Source organism: Rhodococcus sp. EPR-147 (assembly GCF_001647185.1).
Taxonomy (GTDB): domain Bacteria; phylum Actinomycetota; class Actinomycetes; order Mycobacteriales; family Mycobacteriaceae; genus Rhodococcoides.
The window spans coordinates 1-10,701 of the sequence record NZ_LVCU01000483.1; the positions used below are offsets into that span (position 1 = coordinate 1).

The following is a 10,701-nucleotide window of genomic DNA, read 5'->3' on the forward strand; positions in this document are numbered from 1 at the left end:
CCATCGCGCGAATCTGAGTGCGTTCGAGCGGACGGCCCGAGATGGGGAAGTTCTCCACGGCACGCTGCGTCTGGGCACGCCAGAGCGCATCGATGGGAACGCGAACCTCTCCCATGGTGTCGTGCTCGATCCGGAACTGCTGTTCGTTCTCTGTCATTGACCTCTTGCCTCGGTAGGGGAGCGGAAACTTCGTCGAGCGGACGGTCAGAAGGACGGGATGGCGCCGGAGGTGTCGCCGTCGAAGTCGATGGTCGAGTACTCCTTGAGCTTGTTGAGCTGGTGGTACGCGTCGATCATGCGGACGGTGCCGGACTTCGAGCGCATCACGATGGACTGCGTGTGCGCGCCGCCGCCCGAGTATCGGACGCCCTGGAGCAGGTCGCCGTCGGTGACGCCGGTGGCGGTGAAGAAGACGTTCTCGCCCGAGACCAGGTCTTCGGTGGACAGGACACGATCGAGATCGTGTCCGGCGTCGATCGCCTTCTGGCGTTCGTCGTCGTCGGTCGGAGCCAGCATGCCCTGGTGCGCGCCACCCATGCAGCGCATGGCGGCCGCGGCGATGATGCCTTCGGGAGTTCCACCGGTGCCCATGAGGATGTCGATGGGGGAGGTGGGACGGGCGGCGGCGATGGCGCCGGCGACGTCGCCGTCGGAGATCAGTCGAATGCGAGCGCCGGTGTCGCGCACCTGCTGGATCAGCTCGGCGTGCCGGGGGCGGTCGAGGATGCACACCGTGACGTCGGAGGTGGAGCCCTTCTTGATCTTGGCGACGCGGGCGATGTTCTCCGCGACCGGTGCGGTGATGTCGATGACGTCGGCGAAGTCGGGTCCTACGGCGATCTTCTTCATGTAGAAGACTGCGGACGGATCGAACATCGCGCCACGCTCGGCGACGGCGAGAACCGAGATGGCGTTGGGCATGCCCTTGGCCATCAACGTGGTTCCGTCGACGGGGTCGACGGCGAAATCGACCTCGGGGCCGTTGCCGTTGCCGACCTGTTCGCCGTTGTAGAGCATCGGCGCTTCGTCCTTCTCGCCCTCGCCGATGACGACGACGCCGCGCATCGAGACCGAGCTGACCAACTGACGCATGGCGTCGACTGCTGCTCCGTCGCCACCTTCCTTGTCGCCGCGACCGACCCAGCGACCCGAGGCGAGCGCACCGGCCTCGGTGACGCGTACGAGTTCGAGTGCGAGGTTGCGATCTGGCGCCATGGCGCGAGTGGACTCGGTGCTGGCCGTCATCGGTTTGTAGCCTCCTGGTTGGTGGGGTGTTACCCAGGCGCGATTATCTCACTTCTGTGATGTCTGCCGTGGGGTCGGGTGGTCTGTGAGGCACGCGCCGACCGAGCACTGCTGCGCAGAGGGGATACTGGTGGGGTGGCGAACAGCAAACCTCGGATTCTCAACAACAGTCGCGACATGGTGTGGTCGCTCATTCCGCTGGTCATCGCGTGTTTGTTGATTGCGGGCATCGCCAGTCAGTGCTCGCTTAGCCCCGGCGGGCCCCAGCAGGGGCCCATCCCCAACTTCGACGTGGACACCGCGTTGCAGTACGACGCGTCGGAAATCGGCTTTCCGGTGCGTAATCCGGCTGTTCCGGAGGATTGGACGCCCAACTCGGGCAGTCGTCCGACGATCTCCGGCGACAACGGGGGACCGGTGTCGACTGTCGGGTACATCACCGGATCGGGTGCGTATCTGCAGCTGACCCAGACCAGCGCCGTCGAGGAAGTGTTGGTCCCCTTTGTGGCCGGCGACGAGACGGTGTACGCGTCGGGCGCGCAGAACGTGTCGGGTCGAGATTGGATCGTCTACGGCGAGGAAGGTTCGCGGAAGTACTGGGTCTCGGACTTCGGCGATGTCCGAATCCTGCTGGGCGGTACCGCGAACGACGCAGACTTCACCACGCTCGCCGAGGCCCTAGAGGTCGCCGAACCGCTGGAGCCCTAGCTGTCCTTCTCGGTGCTCGCGAGCGCGGTCTCGATCCGCTTGCGGGCTCCGGCGAGCTGCTCCTCACAGCGGGTGGCCAGCTGCTCTCCGCGCTCCCACAGGGCCAGGGAGGCGTCGAGATCGAGCCCGCCCTGCTCGAGGATCTTCACCACGCCCACCAGTTCGTCCCTGGCCTCTTCGTAGCCCAGTTCCGATACCGGCTTGTCTTCGTTCTCGCTCATACGTACTCCTTCTGTCATTTGACTCGCCCCATGACTGCGGCGGTGACGGCACCGTCGGCCACTCGCACTCTGATCTGTGTACCCGGTGGCGCGTCCTCGACCGAACGGAGAACCTCGGGATCCGAACCCGCAACCACCCGCTGTACGACGGCATAGCCCCGAGCAAGTGTGGCAGCAGGCCCCAGCGTCGACAGCCTGGCCCGCAGATGCTCGACGAGCGTGTCCTGGGTGGTGAGTTCGCGTTGCACGTCGCGTCGCGCCGCCTCCAGCAGACGTCGAACCTCCTCGCGGCGTTGCTCGAGCGAGGCCAACGGGTCCGCCAGTACCGGACGGTGTCGGAGCATGTCCAGTCCGCGTGCCTCGCGCTCGACCCAATTGCGCAGCGCTGCAGCACTTCTCGACTTCAACTCCGAGACCAGGGCTTGTTCGGCGACGGCGTCGGGCACCACGAGTTTGGCGGCATCGGTGGGAGTTGCGGCGCGCAGGTCCGCGACGTGATCGCTCAGTGGGCTGTCGGGCTCGTGGCCGATGGCACTGACGATCGGCGTGGTGGCGCGCGAGATGGCGCGGCACAGGGCTTCGTCCGAGAACGGCAGCAGATCCTCGACGCTTCCGCCGCCGCGGGCGAGGATGATGACATCGACGCTGGGGTCGTCGTCCAGATCTTTCAGCGCATCCAGAATCGCCGGCACCGACTGTGGCCCCTGGACCGGAGTGTTGCGAACCTCGAATCGAACCGCGGGCCAACGCCTCTGCGCGACGGTGAGCACGTCCTTCTCGGCTGCGCTGGCGCGCGCAGTGATCAGGCCGATGGTGCCCGGCAGAAACGGCAACGGGCGCTTGAGGCGTGGGTCGAACAACCCCTCGGCGGCGAGCAGCGCTCTGAGCCGCTCGATGCGGGCCAACAGTTCGCCGACGCCCACCGCGCGAATGTCCGTGGCGCGCAGCGAAATGGTTCCGCGGCCGGTGAAGAACGACAGCTTGCCGTAGAGGATGACGCGCGCACCCTCGGTCAACGGAACCGGAGAGCGGTCGAGCAATTGCGGCGAACACGTCACCGACAACGACATGTCGGCCGACGGATCACGCAGCGTCAGAAACGCCGTCCTCGTACCGGGACGCGCGTTGATCTGCGTGAGCTGGCCCTCCACCCAGATGGAGCCGAGCTTGTCGATCCAGCCCGCCACCTTCATGGCGACGGTACGCACCGGCCACGGCTGTTCGGCGGTGCTCGAGCCTGGCTGGGTGGGACCGGACTGGGTTGAGGGAGTGCTCACTTGGCCTTGGCGGTGGTGATGCGGTTGGCCAACATGGTCTGGAACGGTGCGCGGGCGAGCGTGTCGTTCTCGTAGTCCAGCAGAGTTTCGAGGTCCTCGATCGAAAGCGTGCGCAGGCGTGCGCGCAGCTGGGCAAGGGCGAGGGTGTCGAAGTCGATCATCTCGACGATCTCGGGCTTGTCCGCAGAGGGCGCGCGCTTGGCCGAGGTGTCCTGCACCGGCTCGTCCAGCGGAGGCGTCGAGTACAAGGCGAAGCGGCCGTTCGCCGCGACCGGCTCGGCCACGGGGGCGTCGGGCACATCGACGTCGTCGGTGACGACCGGGGCGTCGAACACGTCGTCTTCGTCCTCGTCGAAGCTGGCCCAGGAGGGCTGCTCCTCGGTGGGGGTCCCGATCACCGGCAAGCTCGCGATGATCAGATCGCCCTTGATGGCCAACGCCGTCACCTGCTGCTGAAATCGCATCCCGCGGGCCAGCGCTTCGCTGACGACCGTCATCGGCAGCATCAGAGCGGAACCGGGAAGCTTGCGAGCCTCTTCCACGACGGTCACGGCGACGCCTGCAGCCACACGCGCTGCAAAGGGGACTCGAGTCATGCCCACCAGACTGCCCGAAACGGTGAACTTTGGGTAGCCGACAGGCTGTGGGACCCGTTGCAGCCGGGGCCGGAGGGCATGGAAACGAGGCAGGCGAGCTCGGTGCACGTATCCTCGGAGGTATGTCTTCGGCTGTTCCTCTGAATCTTGGTATTGCACAGTCCGCCGGTACGGGTAAGTCCTCGTACGCCGGGGGTAAGCGAGTGCTGCTCGCGGAGCCGCGGGGCTACTGCGCGGGTGTCGATCGTGCGGTCGAGACCGTCGAGAAGGCGCTCGAGCAGCACGGTGCGCCGGTGTACGTGCGCAAGGAGATCGTGCACAACAAGCACGTGGTCGAGACGTTGTCCGATCGCGGCGCGGTGTTCGTGGAAGAGACCGACGAGGTGCCCGAGGGATCGCTGCTCGTGTTCTCCGCGCACGGCGTCTCGCCCGCCGTGCACACGTCCGCGGCCGAGCGGAACCTGCGCACGATCGACGCCACCTGCCCGTTGGTGACCAAGGTGCACCAGGAAGCCAAGCGCTTCGCTCGCGACGACTACGACATCCTGCTCATCGGCCACGAGGGCCACGAGGAGGTCGAGGGCACCGCAGGCGAGGCACCCGAGCACATTCAGCTGGTGGACGGCCCCGACTCGGTTGCCAACGTCACCGTCCGTGACGAGAGCAAGGTCATCTGGCTGTCCCAGACCACGCTGAGCGTCGACGAGACGATGATGACGGTCGCCAAGCTTCGCGAGCGCTTCCCGACGCTCCAGGACCCGCCGAGCGACGACATCTGCTACGCCACGCAGAACCGTCAGGTCGCGGTGAAGGCGATGGCACCGGAATGCGATCTGGTGATCGTCGTCGGGTCGAAGAACTCCTCGAACTCGGTGCGGTTGGTCGAGGTCGCACTGGGCGCGGGTGCGCGGGCGAGCTACCTCGTCGATTACGCCAAGGAAATCGACCTGGCCTGGCTCGACGGGGTCGAGACGATCGGCATCACCTCGGGTGCATCCGTACCGGAGATCCTGGTGCAGGGCGTCATCGAACTGTTCGCCGAGCACGGCTACGCAGACGTACAGCCGGTCACCACCGCCAACGAGACCCTCGTGTTCTCCCTGCCTCGCGAGCTGCGCCCAGCCCGCTAGCAGCGGGAAAAAAGTTCACGGCCCCGTACGGGAATTCCTGTACGGGGCGTTTCTCGTTCGAACTAGTCGCTGTGACGGTCGCGGTAGCGAACCTTCGGCACCGGGTGCGGGGGAATGTCGTCCCGGCGCGGGGCAGGCAGAGAATGGCTGCCCTGGCCGTTCCCGGCGGTGTAGTCGGTGGCAGCGGGGGCGCTCGTCCGAGGAGTCACGACCGGCCGAGCTCCGGAGCCGTACGGATCGGCAGCCTCTCGCGGAGCGTTGACCCGAGTCGATCGCTCGCGACGAGGTTCGGTCGAATACCGCGGCTCTGCCGAGTAGCGAGGCTCCGGCGCAAAACGCGACTCGGACGGTTGCGGCCGCTGTGCATCACGTGCTTCACGGGACTGCGCTCGACGAGACTCTGCCTGCGGATACTGCGTTCGTGGGTATTCAGGCTTCTGGTGCTCTGGCTTGTGGTCCTGACGCGGGGCCTCGGCGGAGTGTCGAGTCTGCGGTGCCGAGGTCGGGGTAGCCGATCGCCGGGGGCTCACGGTGGGATCTGCCGCAGCACGAGAGCCGGTGCGAGGGGTCGAACGCGGGCGAGGATCGGTGCTTCTGCGACCGACGTACGGCCCGGGCACGATGTCGGTCGCCTCGGCCGCGGAGTCGGTGCTGCGATCGGCTGCGCGCCTGCGGGAGCGCTCGGGGCGCTCTTCCTGTGCCCGACGCTGAGCTCTGGTGGGCTTGTCGTCGCTGGGCTTCGGGCTGCGTCGCACAGTGCCCTCGGCCTTCTGGCTTCGTCGAAGGGTGGGGGCATGCGTGTTCTGCCGTTTGAGCACGATGCGCAGGACTCCGAGTCCGACGGCGACCTGGGTGCCGAGCAGCATCAGCGGAAACCGGTTGACCAGCGGAATGGCCACGTTGAGGATGATGTCCTTGAGGCTGGTGCCTTCGTTGTCGGTGAAGTACTGGTACGACAGCGGCACGGCCACGAACAGGATCAGCGGGGCTTGCACCATCGCGGTGAACAGTCCACGGAAGCGGACGAGAAGGACGCCGGCGATGCAGCCGAGGACGTACATGAACGCGAACGCACCGGTCAGCTCGGTACCGCGTGCGGCATCGATCAGAAATCCGAGAAAGGTCAGTCCCGCGGCGATCGCGACGGCACCCCATGCGGGAACGCCGGGCAGGGTCGCGAGGATGGATCGGTGATCCAGCGGTACCCCGGAGCGGGCACGTTGGGAGGTAGACACCCCCCGAGGTTAGCCGTTGTTCAGCCCACTGCATCGCTGACATGACCGAAGTCGTGCCGGTAGCGGGACGAATCGGACAGTTTGGGTCGCTCGTCCACTCGGGCGATGTCCACCGGATCGGCGTCGAACAGCTCGAGTTCGTGCAGCTTTCTCGCCGTCACGCTCACCCGGGTATCGACGGACCCGACGGTGGAATTGAAGGATTCCACGGCCTTGCCGAGGTGGGCACCGAGCTTGTCCAGGTGTGTCGAGACGACACCGATTCGCGTGTACAGCTCGCGTCCCAGTTGCTGGATGCGCGCAGCGTCCTCCGCCAGCGACTCCTGCTTCCACGTGTAGGCAACGGTTCGTAGTAACGCGACCAGGGTGGTCGGGGTGGCCAGGATCACGTTCCTGCCGAAGGCGTACTCGAGCATGCCGGTGTCCGAGGTCAGGGCCGCGTCGAGAAACGGGTCGCCGGGAACGAACAGCACGACGAACTCCGGCGTCGGCTCGAACGCCTGCCAGTACGCCTTGTCGGCCAGCTGGTCGATGTGAGTGCGCAGTTGCTTGGCGTGGCGTCGCAGATTCTTCTCCCGCGCGGCGGGATCCTCGTCCTGGGCGGCATCGAGGTACGCCGCGAACGGCACTTTGGCGTCGACGACGATCTGTCGACCGCCGGCGAGACGCACGATCATGTCGGGTCGGATGCCGTCCTTGCTCACCTGCGTGTCGAAATCGCAGTGCTTGACCATGCCCGCGAGTTCGACGACCCGCTCGAGCTGGATCTCGCCCCACCGGCCCCGGATCTGCGGTGCACGCAATGCCGTGACCAGCTGACCGGTCTGGGTGGACAGATGCATCGACGCTCGATGCATCCCGGTGACCTGCTCGGACAATCCCGCGTACGCCCGAATGCGATTGTGCTCGACCTGGCGCACGTGCTCGGAGAGCGCATCGACGGCGTCGTGCAGCGGCTCGACCAGGTGTGAGACCTGCTGGCCGATCACGGTCGAATTGCGTCGCGCGGAATCCTCGTTGACCGCACTCAACGACTGCCGAAGCATGCCCTCGTGCTCGCGGAGCGCGGCCAGCTGGGCTTCGGCTCGAACGGCACGGTCGCCCACCCGCGAGGCGTGCAACAACCAGCCGACGACCGCCCCGATACCGAGAGCGACGAGCAGGCCGAACGCGGTGAGAATGTTCATGGACCAGATGATGCAGGACGGCACCGACAACTTCGGTTCGCGACGGCATGCACCGCAGCTCACGTCCGACAGGCCGAGGCGCCTCGAGGAGTTTGTCGGTGGTTCCCGATAGCGTCGAACGCATGAGAATTCTGCACACCTCGGACTGGCACATCGGTCGCACCTTTCACGGTGTCGACCTGTTGGCCGATCAGGGCGCTGTGCTGGAGTCCATCGCGGAACTGGTTGCGGCGCAATCGATCGATGTGGTGGTGGTGCCGGGCGATATCTACGACCGCGCTGTTCCCAGTGCCGATGCCGTCCTGGTCTGCAACCGCGGACTCGAGGCGATCAGAGCGGCAGGCGCGGTGATCGTCGCGACGTCGGGAAACCACGATTCACCCGCTCGGCTGGGCGCGGGTGCCGCGTTCGCCTCGGCGGGAGGGCTGCATCTGATGACGCGGGTGGGCGACGTCGCCACCCCGGTCGTCATCGAGGACGAGCACGGCTCCGTTGCGTTCTACGGCATTCCCTACCTCGAGCCCGAGACGACGCGGGCCGAGCTCGACGTTCCCACCGCGCGGACGCACGCGGAGGTGCTCAGCGCTGCCATGGATCGGATCCGGGGTGATCTCGCGACGAGAAACGAAGCGGGACAACATCATCGCTCGGTCGTACTCGCGCACGCGTTCATCGTCGGCGGTGAGGCGACCGGCTCGGAGCGGTCGATTTCCTCCGGCGGTATCGAAACTGCGCCTGCGTCGGCGTTCGACGGGGTCGACTACGTGGCGCTCGGGCACCTGCATTCGCCCCAGACCCTCACCGATCGAGTGCGGTACTCCGGTTCCCCTCTGCCCTATTCCTTCGGTGAGCGGTCGCATCGCAAGGCGGTATGGATTCTCGATCTCGACGCGAACGGGCTCGGCACCGTCGAGCGAGTCGACCTGCCGGTGGTACGCGGACTCGCCCGCATCGAAGGCACGGTCGAGCAATTGACAACGGACGCAGCGTATTGCGAGCTCGAAGATCATTACGTCTCCGCCGTGCTCACCGACGAGGTACGCCCGGTCGACGCAATGCGCTTGTTGCAGCAGCGTTTTCCGCACGCGATCCACTTGGAATGGCGTCGCCCGGAGGGATCCGGCGAGCTTCGTTACCGCGACCGTGTGCGTGGCCGTAGCGATCTCGACATCGCCACCTCGTTCGTGACGGACATGCGCAGCGTGCCGACAGCAGCGGAGTCCGCGCTCCTGGCTCGCGCGCTGGCCTCCGTGCATCGCGAGACCGAGGCCATCCGCGGGACGGCCACCACCGCCGACCGCGGTGCTGCATGAGACTGCATTCACTCGAGATCACCGCCTTCGGCCCCTTCGCGGGCACCGAGACGGTGGACTTCGACGCACTGGGAGCCGACGGGCTCTTCCTGTTGCACGGGCAGACCGGAGCAGGCAAGACGACGGTGCTCGACGCCGTGGCGTTCGCGCTGTACGGAACAGTGCCCGGAGCTCGTCGTGAAGGCAAGCGACTGCTGTCCGATCACGCAGCCAAAGGCGCGGTGCCACAGGTCACGTTGGAGGCGACACTCGCTGGGCGACGCATCAGAATAGTGCGCAGTCCGGAGTTCCTGCGGCCCAAGCTCCGCAGCACGGGCACCACCAAGCAGCACGCCAAAGCCAGTCTCACCTGGCTCGACGGCCGCGGGCAGAACCTCACCCGGCTCAACGAGATCGGTGACGCCGTCAACGCGCTGCTCGGAATGAGTGCCGACCAGTTCTTCCAGGTGGTGCTGTTGCCGCAGGGTGAGTTCGCGCGATTCCTCCGAGCCGACAGCGACGAACGCGGCAATCTGCTCGAAAGGCTCTTCGACACAGGCCGATTCGGTGATGTCGAAGAGTGGTTCGCGCAGCGCCGCCGGGAGCTGGCCGCCGAACTCGCGGACGCTCACCACGCCATCGACATCATGCTCGGCCGGGTGTCGCAGGCATCGGGGATACCCGAGCCCGCGGGCGAGGACGGCGAGCAGCCGGACCCGCTCGAGTGGGCGGCCGACGTCCTGGCCGATGCCCGGCAGAATCGGACTCTCGCGCAAGGTCGGGCGGTGCTGATCGACGCGGCAGCTCGGCGTGCGTCGACAGCTCTGACGAAGGCCACCACCGTTCTCGATCTGCAGCGTCGTCGGGCTCTCGCCGAGGCGCAGCTCGTGCAGTATCGGGAGGGCGAGACGGCGCGAGCTGCGCGCAGAACCGAGCTCGCCGATTCCGCGGCCGCCGGACCGATCGCGGCCACTGCCGCAGACCTCCGTCTCGCCCGCCGGACGACCGAGGCCGCGACCTCCTCACTCGCGGCGGCGGAGCGTGCGCTGCCGGCAACGGCGGAGGGTCGACGCTTTCACGCTGCGTTGCACTGGCCACCCGAGCCCGCGGATCCGTCGGACGAGCGCACGGTCGTTGCACAGTTCGTGCGTGACTGGACCACCGACGTCGCCCGGTTGCAGTCGCTGCTCGGTCTCGCCCGCGAGGCCGACCGACTCGACGGCACCCTCGTCGAATATCGTGCGCAGCAACGCACTACCGCAGCGGCAATCGAACGCACCGTGCAATCGCAGGCCTCGATGCCCGAGAAGATCGCAGCGGTCGAATCGCGGATGGCACGAGCCGCCTCGGCTGTGGCGGAGTTGCCGGGCCTCGAGGAGCGCTGCAGTCGGGCCCGCGCGGCAGCCGAGTCGGCTCTCGAACTGGTACGCACACGTGCGACTCTGGCCGAGGCCGAACGTGCCCGCGACAGCGCCCGGGCAGCGCACAACACCGCCCGGGAGCACCTGCTCGATCTCCGTGAGCGACGCCTCGACGGGATGGCCGCCGAGCTGGCGGCCCGTCTGGAGGCGGGCGAGCCGTGCGTCGTGTGCGGATCGGAGGTGCACCCGCATCCCGCTGCAGCGTCGACGTCGACGGTGACCAAGGCACAGGAAGACAAGGCCGCTGCCGCAGAACGCAAGGCCGCTGCCGTGCTCGATCAGGCGGTCGCGGTTGTCGCTCGAGCTCAACGGGACGTGGATCTGCTGCACGACCGCACCGGTGGGGCCTCCGCTGCAGAGCTGGCCCAGACGCTCGATGCCGCGACCAC

General features: G+C 66.9%; 10 protein-coding genes and 1 pseudogene. 4 read left to right on the forward strand and 7 right to left on the reverse strand.

Annotated features, from left to right (window positions below; translation table 11 throughout):
- Both aspA and glpX read right to left on the reverse strand, forming a co-directional pair.
- Window positions 1–157: pseudogene (gene aspA, locus A2J02_RS27885) on the reverse strand (aspartate ammonia-lyase); the annotation flags it as partial.
- Window positions 158–204: 47 nt separating this feature from the next.
- Window positions 205–1,245, reverse strand: a complete 1,041-nt coding sequence (glpX, locus tag A2J02_RS20585; protein WP_068052852.1) for a class II fructose-bisphosphatase — start codon at window positions 1,243–1,245, stop codon at window positions 205–207.
- A gap of 135 nt (window positions 1,246–1,380) precedes the next feature.
- On the opposite strand from glpX, the gene A2J02_RS20590 reads away from it, so the two are divergent.
- Window positions 1,381–1,953, forward strand: a complete 573-nt coding sequence (locus tag A2J02_RS20590; RefSeq protein WP_068052855.1) for a DUF4245 domain-containing protein — start codon at window positions 1,381–1,383, stop codon at window positions 1,951–1,953.
- On the opposite strand, the gene A2J02_RS20595 is transcribed toward A2J02_RS20590, so the two are convergent.
- From A2J02_RS20595 to A2J02_RS20605, 3 genes are read right to left on the reverse strand one after another with little or no spacing between them, the layout of a single operon-like run.
- Complete coding sequence (locus A2J02_RS20595; protein WP_068052858.1) at window positions 1,950–2,174, reverse strand: exodeoxyribonuclease VII small subunit; 225 nt, start codon at window positions 2,172–2,174, stop codon at window positions 1,950–1,952. The two genes, A2J02_RS20590 and A2J02_RS20595, sit on opposite strands and share 4 nt — an antisense overlap.
- A gap of 14 nt (window positions 2,175–2,188) precedes the next feature.
- Window positions 2,189–3,451: an exodeoxyribonuclease VII large subunit gene (gene xseA, locus A2J02_RS20600; RefSeq protein WP_068052861.1), complete on the reverse strand. Its 1,263-nt coding sequence runs from the start codon at window positions 3,449–3,451 to the stop codon at window positions 2,189–2,191.
- Window positions 3,448–4,047 carry a lipid droplet-associated protein gene (locus tag A2J02_RS20605; protein ID WP_068052864.1) on the reverse strand — a complete coding sequence of 200 codons (600 nt, stop codon included), beginning with the start codon at window positions 4,045–4,047 and terminating at the stop codon, window positions 3,448–3,450. The genes xseA and A2J02_RS20605 overlap by 4 nt, the downstream gene beginning before the upstream one ends.
- 122 nt (window positions 4,048–4,169) lie before the next feature.
- Here A2J02_RS20605 and A2J02_RS20610 point away from each other — a divergent pair, with 122 nt between their 5' ends.
- Window positions 4,170–5,177: a 4-hydroxy-3-methylbut-2-enyl diphosphate reductase gene (locus A2J02_RS20610; protein WP_068052876.1), complete on the forward strand. Its 1,008-nt coding sequence runs from the start codon at window positions 4,170–4,172 to the stop codon at window positions 5,175–5,177.
- Between the two features lie 62 nt (window positions 5,178–5,239).
- Here the strand turns inward: A2J02_RS20610 and A2J02_RS20615 are convergent, their stop codons facing one another.
- Window positions 5,240–6,412, reverse strand: coding sequence for a DUF6542 domain-containing protein (locus A2J02_RS20615; RefSeq protein ID WP_068052866.1), 1,173 nt, complete (start codon window positions 6,410–6,412; stop codon window positions 5,240–5,242).
- A 20-nt stretch (window positions 6,413–6,432) separates the two neighbouring features.
- A complete protein-coding gene (locus A2J02_RS20620; RefSeq protein ID WP_068052870.1) occupies window positions 6,433–7,599 on the reverse strand; it encodes a DNA recombination protein RmuC in 1,167 nt (388 codons plus the stop codon).
- Window positions 7,600–7,721: 122 nt separating this feature from the next.
- Between A2J02_RS20620 and A2J02_RS20625 the strand changes: the two genes are divergently transcribed.
- Complete coding sequence (locus A2J02_RS20625) at window positions 7,722–8,912, forward strand: exonuclease SbcCD subunit D (RefSeq protein ID WP_068052873.1); 1,191 nt, start codon at window positions 7,722–7,724, stop codon at window positions 8,910–8,912.
- The coding region (locus A2J02_RS20630; protein ID WP_156516323.1) for an AAA family ATPase at window positions 8,909–10,701 on the forward strand (1,793 nt) is incomplete at its 3' end. The genes A2J02_RS20625 and A2J02_RS20630, both read left to right, overlap by 4 nt.

Excerpts from the sequence above, each read along its gene's own strand:
- glpX (WP_068052852.1), bottom strand. The coding sequence starts at position 1,245 with ATGACGGCCAGCACCGAGTCCACTCGCGCCATGGCGCCAGATCGCAAC.
- A2J02_RS20595 (WP_068052858.1), bottom strand. The coding sequence starts at position 2,174 with ATGAGCGAGAACGAAGACAAGCCGGTATCGGAACTGGGCTACGAAGAG.
- A2J02_RS20605 (WP_068052864.1), bottom strand. The coding sequence starts at position 4,047 with ATGACTCGAGTCCCCTTTGCAGCGCGTGTGGCTGCAGGCGTCGCCGTG.
- A2J02_RS20610 (WP_068052876.1), top strand. The coding sequence starts at position 4,170 with ATGTCTTCGGCTGTTCCTCTGAATCTTGGTATTGCACAGTCCGCCGGT.
- A2J02_RS20620 (WP_068052870.1), bottom strand. The coding sequence starts at position 7,599 with ATGAACATTCTCACCGCGTTCGGCCTGCTCGTCGCTCTCGGTATCGGG.
- A2J02_RS20625 (WP_068052873.1), top strand. The coding sequence starts at position 7,722 with ATGAGAATTCTGCACACCTCGGACTGGCACATCGGTCGCACCTTTCAC.